The organism is Pseudomonas mandelii, assembly GCF_006438925.1.
GTDB classification, from domain to species: Bacteria; Pseudomonadota; Gammaproteobacteria; order Pseudomonadales; family Pseudomonadaceae; genus Aquipseudomonas; species Aquipseudomonas mandelii_C.
Window position 1 is genome coordinate 387096 of sequence record NZ_RCZA01000005.1, and the last position, 17493, is coordinate 404588.

19 protein-coding genes and 1 pseudogene are annotated in these 17493 nt (G+C 58.9%); 12 read left to right on the top strand and 8 right to left on the bottom strand.

Annotated features, from left to right (window positions below):
* The first annotated feature begins 51 nt into the window (after positions 1-51).
* On the top strand, positions 52-714 hold the full coding sequence (locus EAH74_RS14230; protein WP_140679310.1) for a carbonic anhydrase: 663 nt from the start codon (positions 52-54) through the stop codon (positions 712-714).
* 80 nt (positions 715-794) lie between these two features.
* On the opposite strand, the gene EAH74_RS14235 is transcribed toward EAH74_RS14230, so the two are convergent.
* Positions 795-1145 (bottom strand): BON domain-containing protein, encoded by a 351-nt coding sequence (locus EAH74_RS14235; RefSeq protein ID WP_123368282.1) that lies wholly within the window; start codon positions 1143-1145, stop codon positions 795-797.
* Positions 1146-1312: 167 nt separating this feature from the next.
* The gene (locus EAH74_RS14240) at positions 1313-2815 is read right to left on the bottom strand and encodes an aldehyde dehydrogenase family protein (RefSeq protein WP_140679312.1); all 1503 of its coding nucleotides are present in this window, start codon (positions 2813-2815) and stop codon (positions 1313-1315) included.
* Between the two features lie 173 nt (positions 2816-2988).
* Between EAH74_RS14240 and EAH74_RS33340 the strand changes: the two are divergent.
* Both EAH74_RS33340 and EAH74_RS33345 read left to right on the top strand, forming a co-directional pair.
* Positions 2989-3171, top strand: a pseudogene (locus tag EAH74_RS33340) (N-acetylmuramidase domain-containing protein); the annotation flags it as partial.
* 58 nt (positions 3172-3229) lie between these two features.
* Positions 3230-3475: a peptidoglycan-binding domain-containing protein gene (locus EAH74_RS33345; RefSeq protein WP_240050508.1), complete on the top strand. Its 246-nt coding sequence runs from the start codon at positions 3230-3232 to the stop codon at positions 3473-3475.
* Between the two features lie 8 nt (positions 3476-3483).
* Here the strand turns inward: EAH74_RS33345 and glsB are convergent, their stop codons facing one another.
* Positions 3484-4392 carry a glutaminase B gene (gene glsB / locus EAH74_RS14250; RefSeq protein ID WP_140679314.1) on the bottom strand — a complete coding sequence of 303 codons (909 nt, stop codon included), beginning with the start codon at positions 4390-4392 and terminating at the stop codon, positions 3484-3486.
* 477 nt (positions 4393-4869) lie between these two features.
* Between glsB and EAH74_RS14255 the strand changes: the two genes are divergently transcribed.
* From EAH74_RS14255 to EAH74_RS14270, 4 genes are read left to right on the top strand one after another with little or no spacing between them, the layout of a single operon-like run.
* Positions 4870-5073, top strand: a complete 204-nt coding sequence (locus EAH74_RS14255) for an HvfA family oxazolone/thioamide-modified RiPP metallophore (RefSeq protein WP_059405530.1) — start codon at positions 4870-4872, stop codon at positions 5071-5073.
* A gap of 57 nt (positions 5074-5130) precedes the next feature.
* Positions 5131-5646 carry an HvfX family Cu-binding RiPP maturation protein gene (locus EAH74_RS14260; protein WP_008151486.1) on the top strand — a complete coding sequence of 172 codons (516 nt, stop codon included), beginning with the start codon at positions 5131-5133 and terminating at the stop codon, positions 5644-5646.
* A 50-nt stretch (positions 5647-5696) separates the two neighbouring features.
* Positions 5697-6320, top strand: coding sequence for a glutathione S-transferase family protein (locus EAH74_RS14265; RefSeq protein ID WP_140679316.1), 624 nt, complete (start codon positions 5697-5699; stop codon positions 6318-6320).
* A gap of 36 nt (positions 6321-6356) precedes the next feature.
* Complete coding sequence (locus EAH74_RS14270) at positions 6357-7055, top strand: dienelactone hydrolase family protein (RefSeq protein WP_140679317.1); 699 nt, start codon at positions 6357-6359, stop codon at positions 7053-7055.
* Positions 7056-7107: 52 nt separating this feature from the next.
* On the opposite strand, the gene EAH74_RS14275 is transcribed toward EAH74_RS14270, so the two are convergent.
* Together EAH74_RS14275 and EAH74_RS14280 are read right to left on the bottom strand one after the other, a co-directional pair.
* On the bottom strand, positions 7108-8082 hold the full coding sequence (locus EAH74_RS14275) for a nitrilase-related carbon-nitrogen hydrolase (RefSeq protein ID WP_140679319.1): 975 nt from the start codon (positions 8080-8082) through the stop codon (positions 7108-7110).
* Positions 8083-8185: 103 nt separating this feature from the next.
* On the bottom strand, positions 8186-9118 hold the full coding sequence (locus tag EAH74_RS14280) for a GlxA family transcriptional regulator (protein WP_140679321.1): 933 nt from the start codon (positions 9116-9118) through the stop codon (positions 8186-8188).
* Between the two features lie 126 nt (positions 9119-9244).
* Here EAH74_RS14280 and EAH74_RS14285 point away from each other — a divergent pair, with 126 nt between their 5' ends.
* The 3 genes from EAH74_RS14285 to EAH74_RS14295 all read left to right on the top strand — a co-directional run bounded on the left by EAH74_RS14285 (position 9245) and on the right by EAH74_RS14295 (position 10787).
* Entirely contained in the window at positions 9245-9874 is a 630-nt protein-coding gene (locus EAH74_RS14285) for a hypothetical protein (RefSeq protein ID WP_240050509.1), read from the top strand.
* Positions 9834-9962, top strand: a complete 129-nt coding sequence (locus EAH74_RS33615; RefSeq protein ID WP_275671796.1) for a hypothetical protein — start codon at positions 9834-9836, stop codon at positions 9960-9962. Before EAH74_RS14285 ends, EAH74_RS33615 begins: the two co-directional genes overlap by 41 nt.
* A 339-nt stretch (positions 9963-10301) precedes the next feature.
* Complete coding sequence (locus tag EAH74_RS14295) at positions 10302-10787, top strand: adenosine-specific kinase (RefSeq protein WP_140679323.1); 486 nt, start codon at positions 10302-10304, stop codon at positions 10785-10787.
* Between the two features lie 54 nt (positions 10788-10841).
* Here EAH74_RS14295 and EAH74_RS14300 read toward each other — a convergent pair whose 3' ends face one another.
* Positions 10842-12197 (bottom strand): dicarboxylate/amino acid:cation symporter, encoded by a 1356-nt coding sequence (locus EAH74_RS14300; RefSeq protein WP_140679325.1) that lies wholly within the window; start codon positions 12195-12197, stop codon positions 10842-10844.
* A gap of 87 nt (positions 12198-12284) precedes the next feature.
* On the bottom strand, positions 12285-13340 hold the full coding sequence (locus EAH74_RS14305; RefSeq protein WP_140679327.1) for a tartrate dehydrogenase: 1056 nt from the start codon (positions 13338-13340) through the stop codon (positions 12285-12287).
* Between the two features lie 138 nt (positions 13341-13478).
* Between EAH74_RS14305 and EAH74_RS14310 the strand changes: the two genes are divergently transcribed.
* Positions 13479-14402: a LysR family transcriptional regulator gene (locus EAH74_RS14310; protein WP_140679329.1), complete on the top strand. Its 924-nt coding sequence runs from the start codon at positions 13479-13481 to the stop codon at positions 14400-14402.
* A 54-nt stretch (positions 14403-14456) separates the two neighbouring features.
* Here the strand turns inward: EAH74_RS14310 and EAH74_RS14315 are convergent, their stop codons facing one another.
* Positions 14457-15266: an NYN domain-containing protein gene (locus EAH74_RS14315; RefSeq protein WP_140679331.1), complete on the bottom strand. Its 810-nt coding sequence runs from the start codon at positions 15264-15266 to the stop codon at positions 14457-14459.
* A 422-nt stretch (positions 15267-15688) separates the two neighbouring features.
* Between EAH74_RS14315 and EAH74_RS14320 the strand changes: the two genes are divergently transcribed.
* Complete coding sequence (locus EAH74_RS14320; protein ID WP_140679333.1) at positions 15689-16822, top strand: aminotransferase class V-fold PLP-dependent enzyme; 1134 nt, start codon at positions 15689-15691, stop codon at positions 16820-16822.
* Positions 16823-17493 lie beyond the last annotated feature (671 nt).

Here is a 17493-nt window from a genome sequence, read left to right on the forward strand (position 1 = left end):
CTCGGCAGCTGCTACAAAATAATCATTTGATTCACGTATGAGGACATCACCATGAAAGCGCTCATCGAAGGTTTTTTAAAGTTCCAGAACGAAGCCTTTCCGCAACGGACCGACCTGTTCAAGCACCTGGCCACTACCCAGCATCCGGGCACGCTGTTCATCACCTGTTCCGACAGCCGTGTCGTGCCGGAACTGCTGACCCAACAAGAACCCGGCGAACTGTTTGTGATCCGCAATGCCGGTAACATCGTACCCTCCTACAGCCCTCACCCCGGCGGTGTGTCGGCCACGGTCGAATATGCGGTCGCAGTGCTCGGCGTCACCGATATTGTGATCTGCGGGCATTCGGACTGCGGCGCCATGACCGCCGTCGCCAAGTGCAAATGCATGGACCACCTGCCCGCCGTCAGCGGCTGGTTGCAACACGCCGAGTCAGCGAAAGTCATCAACGAATCCCGCCCTCACGCCAATGAAGCCGCGAAGGTGAGTTCAATGGTTCGGGAGAATGTCATCGCGCAACTGGCCAATATCCAGACGCATCCAAGCGTGCGCCTGGCTCAGGAGAAAGGCCTGTTGAATTTGCATGGTTGGGTCTACGACATCGAGACCGGTTCGGTCGATGCTCTGGATGCCAACAGCCACCGTTTCGTGGCGCTCGCCGAGTATCCGGACACCTGCGCCCTTCAAGCCCGATCCATAGAAGCAGCAGCCTGAAGCGTGTATCCATTGGCAGCGAGACGATCGACGCAGCGCTCCCGACTCACGGGAGCGCTGCACTGACACGATCGACCGGGTTATTTATCGTCCATCTTTGTTGACGATTGTGGTCGACTCTCAGGGGCCTCTTCGGCGTTGGGGGGTTGTGGAATACTGCCGGGCGTGAACACGTGAGTCAGCAAGTCTCTGGCATCGACGTCGACGACGCCCTGAACCGAACGGGTCAGAGCAACAGCCTGCTCACACTGTTTATGGGTGTTGACGCGACCGCTCAATGCCACCGTGCCCCCGTGGGTTTTGACATGGATTTGCAGGCCAAGGCTGGGTTCGGCCATTGCCAGGGCTGACTTCACCCTGGTGGTAATCCACGTGTCGTGAACGCCCCTTTCCAGGTCATGAGAGTAATGTTGAAAGGAATGAAGTTTCATGGTGTAACCCTCTCTCCGTCATCAGATGCACGGCCCGTCCATTGGCTGTGCAGCCTTGACTCTCAGGCGAGCGTTATGGACATCTGATTCGTTTTGGAGTGCTCGCCACGCCCATACGGACGCACATTAAGTATAGTGCGGCCGTTGACCGGGGTCGTGGTGCCGGATCAGCGTTTGACCGACAGATCCGTCTGGGTCATGCGACTGCGGATCGTGAACACCCCATCTCCCGAGAGAATCGCGCTGCGAGCAAACAGGCGACCGCTCTCCCAGTTTGAAAGACCCAGTTCCGGCTTGTTCAGCGCGTACTGTCCGTCGACCCAGCGGGTAATCCCGTTACCGACAAAGGGTGCGTTGACCGCGTTGTAGAAGCGTTCCTGAGCCGTGGCATCTTCACTGATCAACGACACGGTGAACTGTGGGCTATAGCGATTGAACAACGCGATGGCGCTGTCCAGGTCATCGACAATCTTCAGGCTGACTTCCGGGGTTTCTTCCCATTCCCACTCGCGGCCCAACTGATCCTCGGGCAGCGGTTCGGCCAACGCTTCGGTCTGATAGCCTTCGGCGCGGTACACCTCAACGCTGGCGGTCTGCCAATCGGTCGGCAAGTACGGCTCGCTACCTTCGACGATGTGCAATTTGCAGCCCTGCCCCCGTGCGGTGCCGGCCTGTTGCAGCGCGTCGAGGAACAGCGGCAGCAGTTCCGCGACACGGTCACGGTGAATCAGGCAGACATTCATCGTGTTGCAGACTTTGCGATCCAGCGAGTTGCGCACTACGGCGGCAAAGCGTGTGGCATCGGCGTCCTTGTCGGCAATCAGCCAGGCGCCACCGGTGCCGTGCAGGCTGACCGCGGTGCCGGCCTGTTGGGCGATGCTGCCCAACTGGCTGACGGCACGACCCGAACCACGGGCCACCGCCAGCGACAGGCGCCGATCGGCGAACATCGCCCAACCGGCGGCGTGATTGACGCTTTCCACCAGCGACACCGCGCCCGCTGGCAACCCGGCGTCGTTCAGTGCCGGATTCAGCGCGTGGGTGACGATGGCTTGCGCCGTGCCCAACGCATCACTGCCAATGCGCAGCACTGCCGTGTTACCGGTGCGCAACACACCGGCGGCGTCGGCGAAAACGTTCGGTCGGCCTTCGAAGACGAACGCGACGATGCCCAGCGGCGAGACCACTTGCTCGACTTTCCAGCCGTCATGCTCGATGCAACTGACCACCTTGCCGCGCGTGGCCGACGCATCACGCCAGGCCCTGAGGCCGGCGATCATGTCGCGGCGCATGCGTTCATCAGCCAGAAGCCGCGTGGTGGAGCGTCCGCGGGCCTTGGCCCGCTCGATGTCGGCCAGGTTGGCGGCTTCGATCAAAGCCCAGCAGGCAGGGTCTTCCAGGCGTTGGGCGAAGCGATCAAAGAACTCGCTGATGGCTTGATCGGAGACCGCGGACATTGCGCCGAAAGCCGTTTCGGCACGCTCGATTGCGATGGCCGCCGCTTGCTGGTCAGCCACCGGAATCAGCAACAATTCGCCACTAACCTGCTCCACCAGCAAATGGTCCCCGGGCTGAAAGCGCGCGACCAATTCGGGGCTGACCACAGTGACGCGGTTACCAGCGAAAGGGATAGGCGTGCCAGCGACTAGACGTTCGAGCGCAAGAGACATTAAGCGGTTTCACCATGCAGTGGGCGGCCGGAAAATGTATAGGAAAATCCCTGGAGCGTCATTAACCGCACGCCTGACCGGTGATCGAAAACCCGGCGGCCCTTCAGCCGGCCCTCCTACGCTGAAAGAGGTACATCAGCGTTTCCTGTTTTCCGAGGAGGCCGTCATGAGCGATGAATTTTGACGCGCAACACCCGGATATCAGCAGCAAAACCCCCGGCAACTATGGTGCAACGGGGCCGCATCAATATGACCGTCTGAACCTGGCCGTCGGCCTGAACAGGAACGCAGCCTTGCAAAGTACATCGTGGGGACTGGGGCAGATCATGGGATTCAATTTTGCGCAGACCCGTTCGGCGGATGTCGAGGCGATGATCAAACGGATGGTCGTGTCTGAAAACGAGCAACTACGACGTGCGGCTCAGCGCGGCGTATCAGAAGTTCTCGTATGGCGGGACGCCGGACCTGAGAATTCGTATAGCGCAAACCTATTTGACGTACCTGGGCTGGCATCTCGGCCCCGTCGACGGCATCGTCGGCAAACAGACCCGGGATGCGATGAATCTCTTTCAGGCACAAGAGCACCTGAATATCACCACAGTGCTGGACGATGAAACGCTGGCGTGTATGCGCAGCCGGGTCGAAGCGTTGCCGCTCTGACCCGGCTCCTAGAACACCGACCAGCCAATCCGCTGACTCAGCAACTCCAGCGCGGCCATGCCCGCGAGGGAGTTGCCGGCGGCGTTCAATTCCGGTGACCAGACGCACACCGTGAATTGCCCCGGCACTACCGCGACAATCCCCCCGCCGACGCCGCTCTTGCCGGGCAAACCAACGCGATAGGCAAAGTTGCCGGCTTCATCGTAGAGGCCGCTGGTGGCCATGATCGAGTTGACTTGCTGGGTCTGGCGGGCGGTGAGGATCTGTTGACCGCTGTGCTTGCAGAAACCATCGTTGGCCAGAAAACAGAACGCCCGCGCCAGATCCACGCAGCTCATGCGCAGCGCGCAATGGCTGAAGTAACTGCGCAGCACCGCTTCGACGTCGTTGTGGAAATTGCCGAAAGACTGCATCAAATAAGCCATCGCAGCGTTGCGCGCGCGATGCTGGTATTCGGACTCGGCGACCTTGCCGTCCACCATGACTTGCGGGTTACCGGACAGCCGACGGACAAAGTCGCGCATCGACAGTGCCGGCGCGGCAAAGCGTGACTGGTTGATGTCGCAGATCACCAGCGCACCGGCGTTGATGAAGGGATTGCGCGGGCGCCCGCGCTCGAACTCCAGTTGCACCAGCGAATTGAACGGTTGGCCGGAAGGCTCGTGACCCAGGCGCTTCCAAATGTCTTCGCCGGAATGCTCGATGGCCTGCACCAGGCTGAACACCTTGGAAATGCTCTGCACCGAGAACAGCGTATGGGCATCGCCGGCGCAATACAGTTCGCCGTCATTGCCATACACCGCGATGCCCAACTGATCGGCCGGCACCGTACCGAGTGCGGGAATGTAGTCAGCCACCTTGCCCTGGCCGATCAGGGGACGAACTGCGTCAAGGATCTCGTTCAACAGCGCTTGCATGCCGGGTTCCGAAGTCTCGCCCCATGGGATTGCGGGGACACAGACGCTAGACGCCACTGGTTGAGGCCGGATCACAGTTTTGTACTGTGCCACTGGCTACCTGTAGCAGCTGTCGAGCCTGCGAGGCTGCGTTCGGCTGCGAAGCAGTCGTGAAGTCAAGCGACTCGGTAGTTCAGGTAAATCGCGTGCACAGGGATTACGACTGCTGCGCAGCCGAACGCAGCCTCGCTGAGGCTCGACAGCTGCTACAGAGTTAAACGCAGCCTCGCAGGCTCGACAGCTGCTACAGGACTGCGGGTTGGCTGAGCAATTTCAGGGTTATGTATCACTGTGTGTACAGCGCCCCTACCGACACACCCCGCCCCTAAAACCCCACCCCAAAGACACATCGCAGATACACCTGCTTGATGAACTGTGCCTGTCGATTGGCCACGCCGATCAAAGCGCTCAACTCACTCAATGCTACGGAGTATCACCATGTTCAAGCTCTCGACTTCTTCCTTGACCCTCGGCCTGATCATCGCTGGCGGCCTGGCCCTGTCCAACGTGGCTTCGGCCTCCGAGTCCGAAGCATTCAGCATGAAGCAACTGGCCCACGGCTACAGCCAGGTCCAGGCCGACACCGCGGAAAAACCGGCGGAAGGTAAATGTGGCGAAGGCAAGTGCGGCGCCGGCGAGTAACCCTTTGCGTGGGGCATCGCGTTGCCCCACCTCCCTGACTGAACGGAGATCAAGCCCATGACCACCTCACTCTCGTCGGCCGTGAAAGGCCTGCACCTGAACCTCGACCGTGCCGGTAGCTGGATCGCGCCACTGACCCTGCGGGTGTTCCTCGCCTGGGAGTTCTTCGAATCAGGCCTGGAAAAATTCAATGGTGAAAACTGGTTCGCCGATATTCAGGACAGCTTCCCGTTCCCGTTCAACCACGTTCCGGCCACGCTGAACTGGGAACTGTCGATGTGGGCCGAACTGATCTGCGCCCTGGCCATACTGGTCGGCCTGGGAACGCGGATCTCCGCAATCATTTTGATCGTGGTCACGGTCGTCGCGACCGCCGCCGTTCACTGGCCGGCTGATTGGTCTACATTGAGTGAGCTTGCTCAGGGTTACGCCATCAGCAACAAGGGTCACGGCAACTTCAAACTGCCGCTGATCTACCTCGCGGCCTTTATGCCGTTGTTGCTCTCGGGTGCCGGCAAGCTCAGCCTCGATGCGCTGCTGGCTCGAGTCTTCTGGCGTCGCGATAACCGCTAAAACGCCAGGGACTCGATAACGTCCCTCGGTTCAATAGTGGAGCAATCGTCATGAGTCTCACCCTCTATGGTTTTGACGGCAGTACTTATGTGCGCACCGTAAAGATGCTGCTGGTGGAAAAAGACGCGGACTTCGACCAGGTGCAGGTCAACGTGATCAAAGGCGAGCCGCACCTGCCAGAGCATTTGGTGCGTCACCCTTTCGGCAAGGTGCCCGTCATTGACCATGACGGTTTCCGGGTGATCGAAACCGGCGCGATCGTTGCCTACCTGGACGAAGTCCTGCCAGGTCCGTCAATCACCCCTGACAATGCCCACGACCGTGCGCGCACCCACATGGCCCAGGGCATTTATGATTCCTATGGCTACGGCAACCTTGTCCAAGTGTTCGGCTACCATCTTTTTCCTGACTTCATTGGCGGGCAGAATGAAGATTCGCGCCGCAAAGGGATCGAGAACTCGAAACGGGTGCTGCGCGAACTGATGAAAATAAAAGGCACCGATCCCTATATCGCTGGTCTAGAACCCAGCATCAGTGACTTTTACCTGGCACCAGGCTGTGCTTACATCGCGATGACCCCGGATGCACCGCAGGTATTTTCGGTGGACGGTTTCGACGGATGGTGGAAACGTATGCAGTCTCTGCCAAGCTTCAAGGCCACGCAGCCGAAATAAGCTTCACCCCACTCACTTGCGAAGACAGGAGCCACCATGAGCGTGACCACCCAATGGATCGAGATCGACAGCGCCGACGGTAAATTCGGCGCTTACCTGGCGATTCCGCACACCCGCAAAGGCCCGGGGATCGTGCTGATCCAGGAAATCTTCGGCGTGAATGAACACATCCGCTCGGTCGCCGAACAATACGCTGCCGACGGTTACCTGGTGATTGCACCGGATCTGTTCTGGCGCAGCGGCCACCGCATCGAACTGGGTTACGACGAGGCCGGCTGGAAACGCGCGGTCGAGTTGATGAACGCCACCGATGTTGGCAAGGCACAGACCGACATCGAACTGGCCATCGACGCCTTGAAAGCCCAGCCGGGTCTGGATGGCGGGATCGCCTCGATTGGTTACTGCTTCGGTGGTTTGCTCTCGTACCACACCGCCGCCAATGGGCTGGTGGACGTGGCCATCGCCTATTACGGCGGCGGAATCCAGAATCAGCTGGACCGGGCCGATGAAATCGAAGTGCCGCTGTTGATGCACTTCGGTGAACAGGACAGCCACATCCCACTGGAAGCCGTGGAGAAAATCGCCGAGCGTTTCGATACCAACGATTACGTCGAAATTGTCGTGTACCCGGAGGCCGAACATGGCTTCAACTGCTCGCATCGCGACAGCTACAACCAGCGCGCAGCGGCTGAGGCCCATGGCAATACGTTGATCTTTTTGGGTCAGGAACTGTAAGGCCAGACGAGCAAAAGGGGACTTCCAAAGTCCCCTTTTTTGTGTCTGCAGTTTAACGACTGATTTCTTCCACGGTATCGGTCACCGCCGGCTTCGGATGTGCACTGCGTTCATGCACATGGCTCGTCGGTGTACGGTCGATCAGCAGACTCAGCAGTTCCGGGCGGCTGTAGTGACCACGGGAATCCATCATGCGTTTGCGCTTGTCGATCAGGCCCATGTCGAGATCGACGATCACCTCACCTTCGCCTTCGGTCAGCGAGCCCAGCACTACGCCGTCCGGGCTGATGATCGCGGTAAAGCAACCACCGGAAATCGGGCCAATGGGGCAACCGGTGTCGGCCATGATTTGCGCCTGTTGTTCAGGGTTCAGCCAGGCGGTGGAGTTGACCACGAAGCATGCCGATTCCAGCGCGTGTTGGCGGATGCTGACTTCCATTTGCGAGGTGAACAGCGGGCCGGCAAACGACCCCGGGTACATCGACGCGTGAATCTGCTCGCCGTCGGCCATCAAGGCGTAACGGGCCAGCGGGTTGTAATGTTCCCAGCACGCCAATTGGCCGATGCGCCCTACCGCGCTGTCGGTGGCGCGCAGGCCGGAGCCGTCGCCCATGCCCCAGATCATGCGTTCGTGATAAGTCGGGGAAATCTTGCGGCGATGCTGAATCAGGGTGCCGTCGGCATCGAACAACAACTGCGCGTTGTACAGCGTGCCGCCGTCACGTTCATTGACGCCGATGGACACCACCATGCCGGCCTGTCTGGCGGCGGCGCCGATGGCCTCGGTAGCAGCCGAAGGGACAGTGATGGCCTGATCCAGCAGTTTCAGGTGTTCAGCCGCCATTTCGAAAGGCGACTGAACGAACGAGAAGTAAGGGTAGTAAGGCACGATGGTTTCCGGGAACACGGCGAACTGCACGCCCTGCTCGCCGAGTTCGAGAATCTTCTGCACCACTTTATCGACGGTGCCTTCACGGCTGTAAAGAACGGGACTGATTTGGACGGCGGCGGCTTTTACGAGGGTCATGGCGGTGATCTCAGTGAGAAATGGGCTTCAACGAGATCAAAATTACGCCAATAATATTTAGACTGAAATGTCGAATACACCACCTTTTAGGACATCACGAACGTTAGCCACGATTGGCGCGTTGAATGACCTGCGGTGGCTGGCCAAATGCACGGATAAAAGCCCGACGCATCCGCTCCCGATCGCCAAAACCGGTATCGGTCGCCACCACATCGATGGGGTGCCGACCGGTTTCCATCATCAAACGCGCCGCTTCCACCCGCAGGTTTTCGATAGCCTTGGCCGGTGATTGGCCGGTTTCGGCATGGAACACGCGGCTGAATTGCCGAGGGCTGAGGTTGGCGGCGCTGGCCAGTTCCTCGACCGACAGCGCGGACTTCAGGTTCTGTTTGGCATAGGCCAACGCGGCCTGGATACGATCGGTCTTGGGCTCCAGTTCGAGCATCACCGAAAACTGCGACTGCCCTCCCGCGCGCCGGTGGTACACCACCAATTGCCGGGCAACCCGCCGCGCCACCTCCGCGCCCAGATCCTTTTCCACCAGCGCCAGCGCCAGATCGACGCAGGCGCTCATGCCCGCGGCCGTCCAGATGTTGCCGTCGTTGATGAAGATCCGGTCTTCCTCGACCTTCACCTTCGGATACGCCTTCTGCAGCGCCGGTGCATGACACCAGTGAGTGGTCGCCCGTCGACCGTCCAGCAAACCGGCCTCGGCCAGCGCAATGGCGCCCGTGCAGATAGAGCCCAGACGCCGGGTGGTCCGGCTCGCGTTGCGCAAAAACGCCACCATGCCCGGTGATACCGGACGGATCAGGTTGTCGCCCATCACCAACAGTGTGTCGAACGAGCGCTGGTCGAACGCCGAGGTTTCCACGCCAAACCCGGCGGAGGTCTGCACCGTGCCGCCGCGCTCGGACAGCAAGGCAATGTTGTACGCCGGTTCGTCGGTGGCCATGTTGGCCAACTCGAACGTGGCGCACATGGCCAGGCCCAACACCTGAAACCCCGGGTAAACGATGAGTCCGATTGTGTGCATGGTGGCTGCTTCTTTTGACCTTAAAGGTGGCGCGACTGATTTTACCGCCACTGACTTTGCACTGAACTCCTTTATTGGGTCTATACATAACTGTAATCAGTTGGCCGAGAACAAGAGGCACAGGCCATGGACAACAAGGGTTCTGGCACTAACCTGGCTTTCTGGCTGCCAGGCAGTGCGGTCATCCTGAGTCTGGTGGTATCGATGTTCGCCCTCAACCGCGAACCGTTCCTTGAACCGCGGCCGATCGGTGCACAGTTCCAGGCGCAACTGCCCATCGAAGCCCGGTTATGGCAAGACCCTTTCGACGCGGTCGAGCGTTATCGCAAGAAGCTCACCGACAGCAAGAACCCGGATGCCGAGCATGTTTGCAGCCCTGATCTTTCTCCCCTGGCCGGTGAAAAGCCGGCTCCCGACATCATGGTGGCGCTGGTCGAAGGCGGCCCTTACGCCGACGAAGTCGAGCGGCGTCGGCGCATTCGTTATGCGCTGCTCGCAGGGTTCAAGAATTCCCACCGGGTGCCGGATCAGGAGCAATACATCCATTGCTTGAGACTCGCCGCCAACCTGTCGCTGGATGCTCCGCAGCAAGCCGCTTTCGTCGACGCGCCTTATGAAGTGTTCGTCTCCAACCCCTTCGATCCACCGACGGCACTTGAGGGCGCGCCACCGCCGCCTGACCGAACGATTGTGTTCTGGTTCAAACAGGACGCACTTGGCTCAACGCCACTGCAATCGCTCGAAACGCTACGCTAAAGACCCGCTGATCAAGGCGCTGCTGCTGTCGCTGACCGGTATCGGCGGCTCGGCCATTGTCGATGCGTTGAACTATGCGAAGTTCTAGCAGCAACGCGTATTGCATTTTCCACGACCGAAGCGGGCCTCCTGACGCTCACGAAAAAACGCCGAATAGTTCATGACCAAAAGCGTCGACGAACACAAAACCTGTGGCGAGGGGGCTTGTCGGACCGCCGCACCGCCCCGTTGGGTCGCGAAGCGACCCCCAGTGTTCGTTCAGACAAATCGAGTTGTCTGGATTTACGGCTGCTGCGCAGCCGAACGGGGCGGTGCGGCGGTCCGACAAGCCCCCTCGCCACAGGGTGATCACCAGGCTCATATGAGTAGCCTATGCTTGATGTGTTGCCAGCCCCTGGTAGCCACATCGTGAAAGGAGGCGTTCGAGATGCAACTCATCACGTTGAAAATCGATAAACCGGAAGTGACGAACTTCATTTTGGGTCAGACGCACTTCATCAAGTCCGTCGAGGACCTCCATGAAGCGTTGGTCAATGCCGTGCCAGGTATCCGCTTTGGCGTGGCCTTTTGCGAAGCTTCCGGCAAATGCCTGGTGCGCTGGTCCGGCACCGATACCGCCATGATCGAACTGGCCCGGAGCAATGCCCAAGCCATCGGTGCGGGCCATAGCTTCATCATTTTCCTCGACGATGGCTTCTATCCCGTAAACGTGTTGAACGCCGTCAAAATGGTTCCAGAGGTGTGCCGCATTTTTTGTGCAACGGCCAACCCGACTGAGGTGATTCTCGCCGAGACCGACCAAGGGCGAGCGATTCTGGGCGTGGTGGATGGCTACTGTGCCCGTGGCATTGAAGGCGAGGAAGACATCCTGTGGCGCAAGAACCTGTTGCGGCAGATCGGCTACAAACTTTGAGCACCTTGCGTTATAACCGGGCGCTGAACATCACACTGTTCAGCGCCTCACACCTTACGCCTGAGAAGCTTTTTGGCGAGCTGGCAGCACGGAACCTGTTCCCAGCGCTGAGTGAGCAGAAATAACCTCTGCCTGAGCCGTCGCGGGTTTCTCCCCTTCGACCTCACCATTCAACGCCTTGTGCATTTTCACGGTGTCCAGCGCCCCGACCCATTTGGCAATGGCCATTGTCCCGACGCCATTGCCGATGGTGTTGGTGATCGCACGCGCTTCCGACATGAACCGGTCGACGCCCAACAGCAGCACCATGCCCGCCACCGGAATGGTGCCAAGGGACGATAGCGTCGCAGCCAGAATGATGAATCCCGAGCCGGTGACACCGGCAGATCCCTTGGAGGTAAACATCAGCACGGCCAGGACGATCAACTGATCCGTCAGGGTCAGCGGTGTGTTGGTGGCTTGCGCGATGAAGATGGCGGCGATGGTGTAGTAGATCGCCTGCCCGTCCGGGTTGAAGGTCAGGCCCGAGGGAATGATCAGACCGGCGACGGGTTTGGAAACACCGGCCTTTTCCATCTTGGAAATCATTTGCGGCAGCACCGATTCCGAAGAGCTGGTGCCCAGGACGGTGAACAGTTCTTCCTTGATGAATTTCAGAAACTTCCACAGGCTGAATCCGCTGTAGCGGCAGATCGGGCCCAGTACAAAAATCACGAACACAGCACAGGTCAGGTAGACACAGGCCATCAGCTTGCCGAGTGAGAACAGCGAGCCAAAGCCGTATTTGCCGATGGTAAAGGCAATCGCCCCGAAGGCGCCGATAGGTGCCAGACGCATGACCATGTTGACGATGCGAAACATGCCCTGCATCAGGCTGTCCAGCGTGTCGACGAACACCTTGGCACGAGGTCCGACATGCGCCAGGGCAACGCCCAGCAAAATGGAAAACAGCAATATTTGCAGCACGTTGCCCTTGGCGAAGGCATCCACGATGGTGTCGGGGATGATGTTCATCACAAAGTCCATGAACGACGCATGCTTCACGGCGCTGGTGTAGGTGGCCAGGCTGGACGTATCCAGCGTGGCGACATCGATGTTCATGCCGGCGCCGGGTTTGAACACATCGACAACCACCAGGCCGACGACCAGCGCCAGGGTAGACACCACTTCGAAATAGATCAGCGCACGAAAGCCGACGCGCCCCAGCTCTTTCATGTTCTCCATGCGTGCGATGCCCGTGACCACCGTCAGGAAGATCACCGGGGCGAGGAGCATTTTGATCAGTTTGATGAACGCGTCGCCCAAGGGTTTGAGCGCTGTTCCGGTTTCGGGAACAAGCACGCCGACAATGGCGCCGAGGATCACGGCGATGAGCACTTGTACGTAAAGTTTGCCGAATATTCTTTTCATGACAGGGCCCTGATTTTTTATTGTTGTCAGGAAATGCCAAGGGGTCTGACCGGTGATCAGCTCCTTGGCGTTGTGCCGCCGCTTGAATCAGCGTTTGATCAACTCGATGACCGCATCCGTGATCTGGCGGGTGGTGGCCGTACCGCCCAGATCCGGGGTATGCAGACCGCTCTCGGTCACCGCCTCGATGGCCGACATCAGGTGCTTCGCCGCAGACGCTTCGCCCAGGTGTTCGAGCATCATTGCCGCCGTCCAGAACGTTGCAATCGGGTTGGCGACGCCTTTGCCGGTGATGTCGAAGGCCGAGCCATGAATCGGTTCGAACATCGAGGGGAATTTGCGCGAGGGGTTCAGGTTGGCGGTCGGCGCGATGCCCAGGCTGCCGGACAACGCGGCGGCCAGATCGGACAGGATGTCGGCGTGCAGGTTGGTGGCGACGATCACGTCCAGCGTCGACGGTTTGAGCACCATGCGCGTGGTCACGGCATCGACCAATTCCTTGTCGATTTTGACGTCCGGAAAATCCTTGGCAACTTCGTAGAAGATCTCGTCCCACAGCACCATACCATGTCGCTGGGCGTTGGATTTGGTGACCATGGTCAGGTGTTTGCGTGGACGGCTTTGCGCCAGTTCGAAGGCGAAACGGTGAATGCGCTCTACCCCGGCACGGGTGAACACCGACACTTCGGTGGCGACTTCTTCAGGCAGACCCCGGTGGACACGACCGCCGTTGCCTGAGTACTCGCCCTCGGAGTTTTCACGCACCACGACCCAGTCGATTTGATCACCATTGAGCAGCGGGCTTTTAACCCCTGGCAGCACGCGAGCCGGACGCACGTTGGCGTACTGGTCGAAGCCCTGGCAGATCGGCAGACGCAGGCCCCACAGCGAAATGTGATCCGGTACGTTGAGCGCACCGACAGCGCCGAAGAAAATGGCGTCGAAGGTTTTCAGCTCTTCCAGGCCACCTTCCGGGATGTAGTAGCCGTTTTTAAGGTAGTTGTCCGAGTTCCAGTCGAAGTGTTTGAAATCCAGCTCGAAGCCGGACTTCTTCGACAAGGCTTGCAGCACCTCGACGCCCGCCGCGATCACTTCTACACCGATACCATCACCTGGAACTGCAGCAATTTTGTACGCGCTCATCAATTAACTCCACTCTCGTCACGTTCTTGTTGTGCCTGTCGAACGGGGGTGTTCAATCAGGGTGTGAGCGGAGTATATGTAGTGAACAAATGAGCGAGAGTTACTCCAAATCACTACATAGATGAATTTTAGTTACCAATGAGCCAGACCCTGGATTTGTCTTTTTTCTACCTGCTGGCCAACAAAGGCAGCCTCGCGGCGACGGCTCGCGAGTTGGGCGTCACCCCGCCGGCCGTGAGCAAACGCCTGACCGCGCTGGAAGCACGGCTCGGCATCCGCCTGGTCAACCGCACCACGCGCTCGATGAGCCTGACCTCGGAAGGTGAACTGTATTTTTCCCATGCCGCGCGCATCCTCACGCAGATCGATGAGGTCGAGCAGCTGATCAGCAGCAGTCGGGCGACGCCTAAAGGCCTGATCCGCGTCAACGCTTCGCTGGGATTTGGTCGGCGCTACATCGGCCCGGCCCTGGGCGCGTTCTTCGCGCAGTACCCGGAGGTGGAAATACAACTGGAAATCAGCGACCACCCGCTCGACCTGACGACTCACGGGTTTGACCTGGGTATTCGTTTCGGCACGCTGCCGGACGCCGCTTTCCATGCCCGCAAGATCGCGTCCAATCGCCGTCTGTTATGCGCTTCGCCGCTGTACCTGGAACAACATGGCGTGCCCCAACGCCTGGCGGATTTACAGCAACACAACTGCATCTTCCTGCGGCAAAACGAAACGCCTTACGGCGTTTGGAGTTTCACCAATGGCGGGCGCACGCAAAACATCAAAGTGCGCGGAGCGTTAGGCTGCAACGACGGTGAAGTGGCCCTGAACTGGGCGCTGGAAGGTTACGGCATTCTGCTGCGGGCCGAATGGGACATCGCCCGTTACGTGCGCAGTGGCCGCTTGCGCCTGGTGTTGGAAGATCAGACCCCCACCCGCGCTGATGTCTACGCCGTTTATCCGCAACAGTTGCACCTGTCGGCGCGAGTACGCAGTCTGATCGATTTCCTGGTCGAGCGCTTCAAGCACATCGATCACCTGGAAGAACCGGAATCTACGTGCGAATGAATAGGGTTGGCGGGCGTCAACTCACGGGCCAAGAGCGGTCGTTGGTGATGGGGGCTATGAGCTCGGCTGTCGGTGCCGGGCATAGAGTATTGAACCACCCACTCCCGACGTTCCTCTAGTTTGCAGTTCAAACGTATCCGGATACCCCTTGATCAACTCGCTGAGCTTTTTATAGCCATGGGTGCGAGGATCGAATTCAGGTCTCAATTTGCTGATGTTGGTGCCCAGCGCTCCCAAGGGAGCCCAGCCGTCTTCGTCGGCAATGTCATCCAAGATCTTTGCGATAAAACTTACTGGTGCCTTGGGTCGCTTTTTTACCTCGGGCGTACTGGCGACTTTGACGGCCTCGATTTCGGCGAGTGGCTCGGGTTTGGGTCGATCATGTTCATTGCTTGCAGCAACAAGCACTTCACCGCGCAGCAATTCGGTATAGATGAACTTGTCGCAGGCCGACACGAACGGTCTCGGGGTTTTTTCTTCACCAAACCCGTAGACCGTCAAACCTTCTTCTCGTAACCGCGAAGCGAGGCGGGTGAAGTCACTGTCGCTCGAAACCAGGCAGAAACCGTCGAAGCGTCGGGTGTACAGCAGGTCCATTGCGTCGATGATCAAGGCACTGTCTGTTGCGTTCTTACCTTTGGTGTACGCGAACTGTTGGATAGGCTGAATCGAATGGTCGAGTAGCACCTTTTTCCATCCACCCAACTGAGGGCCAGTCCAGTCGCCATAGATCCGCTTGACGTTGGCGACACCGTACTTGGCGATTTCTTCGAATAAACCTTCGACAATTGCTGCGGGGGCATTGTCGGCGTCGATTAACACTGCCAAGTGTTTTTGCGTGGGGGTGGGTGCGTGGATGGCCATGGGTCGTCCTTGAGTTGAGGACTTCAACATACCGTTAAATCACGGATGAACAAAGGGATCACCGCTTCGCGCTAGAGAGCGTGTTTTGCCAACGGCTACGGGTTTGCGGTGATGTGCAAAGCGGAACCGATTAGCCAATGACTTTTAATCGACCGATAGCAGCCGATGGTCAGAGGCTGCTTTGGGTCGGCTGCTGCCCTTCGTAACTGGTCGTTATCGACCGAACGTAAGGAGGTAGGAACCTTTAAGGCCCACCCTCCCACAACTCAGCAGCCACCTGCGAGCATTGCTACGTCCAGTAATCGACCTGATGATGCCAGCCGCTCGACAGAAGTCGCAATTCAATCCCGAGCAATCTTGTCATTTACCAAGGCTTAGGGCAGGGTCGATACCACTGAGATCTCTGCCAAAGGAGTCACCCCATGTCAAAGCTATATCCCAGTATCGATCCCGAGGGGCTGGTCGAGTACTCAGTGGTCTACACCGACCGCTCGCTCAACCACATGTCGCAGTCATTTCAAGGCGTGATGAAGAACATTTCCAGGACCCTGAAACAGGTCTACAACGCCCAGGCTGTTGCGGTGGTCCCGGGCAGCGGCACATTCGGCATGGAAGCGGTGGCGCGACAGTTTGCCACCGACCAGCAATGCCTGGTGATACGCAACGGCTGGTTCAGTTATCGCTGGAGCCAGATCCTTGAGATGGGCAACATCCCAGCGGCCACCACGGTGCTGAAAGCCCGACCGGTCGACACTGGTCGCCAGGCTGCCTACGCCCCACCCCCTCTGGACGAAGTGCTGGCAGCCATTCAGGCGCAGAAACCGCAGATTGTCTTCGCACCCCACGTTGAAACCTCCTCAGGGATTATCCTGCCCGACGAGTACCTGCGGGCCGTCGGCGACGCCGTGCATGCGGTGGGTGGCCTGTTCGTGCTGGACTGCATCGCCTCAGGCACGCTTTGGGTTGATATGCAGAAATGCGCAGTCGACCTGCTGATCAGCGCACCGCAGAAAGGCTGGAGCGCCTCCCCTTGCTGCGCTCTGGTGATGCTCAGCTCTTTGGCCCTCGAGCGCATCGAACAGACGCATAGCAGCAGCTTCGCCTGCGACCTGAAAAAGTGGCTTCAGATCATGCAGGCCTACGAACAGGGCGGACATGCCTACCATGCGACCATGCCCAGCGATTCCCTCGCGCGATTTAACGAAGTGATGAAAGAGACGCAAGCCTACGGTTTCGACAAGGTCCGCGGCGAACAACAGGCTCTGGGCGATCGGGTGCGCGCAATGTTGGCCGGCAAAGGCATCAAAAGCGCGGCCGCAGCCGGCTTTCAGGCCCCTGGCGTAGTGGTGAGCTACACCGATGATGCCGACATCAAGAGCGGTAAGAAATTTGCCAACTACGGCCTACAGATCGCCGCCGGAGTGCCGTTGCAATGCGACGAGCCGGCCGACTTCCAGACCTTCCGCATCGGTCTGTTCGGACTCGAAAAGCTGCACAATATCGAGCGCACGGTCAGCATCCTCGAGCAGGCACTGGACGAGGTCATGGTTAACTAAGCCCTCATCTTGCCCGTAGCACATACCGAACTTGTGAATTCTAGGAAGGCATCCTGCCCTGGGCACTGCGGCCGATGGCGCTGATCTTCGACGAATATGACGCTGGTCGCCCGGACGTCATGTTAGAACCATAAGGGAAAGCCCGTGCACGCGTCTTACTGACACGTGCGCCCTTCAGCGCTATCAGAAAAGGTTTCCAACGAAGCCTTTCACGGGGCGGATGATTGGCGGCTGTATGACTTCCTCAGGGCGTGAAGCTGACGATGGCGACAGGCTGAAATCAGCCAGAGCAAACCATGAACACGCCACTAATGACTCCGTAATATGTGCACAAACCGTGTCGCTTTGCCTTCTCATGTCCGGCCCTGCAAACGATCCGCTACATGACCATTGATGCGTCAAGCGGGGTAGCGCGCCTGGCTCACCCCAGCGCTCTGAATTCGGCACACTCGCCCGTGCGCTGGCCCGAGCCGCGCTCGAGGCGTCATCGCAGACTATTCTTGATCTGAGTAACCGACCGGTCGCACCGAAGGAGGTCACTCGTTTATGCACTGTGTCCTTTTCGAAATCCGCCGCGGTTCGATCTGATGCATGAAGGCAAATCGAGCCGCGCCGTCATCGAGTTCCGATGAACTACCGGTCTGGGGCACGGCCCAGGCACTTTTGTCTGC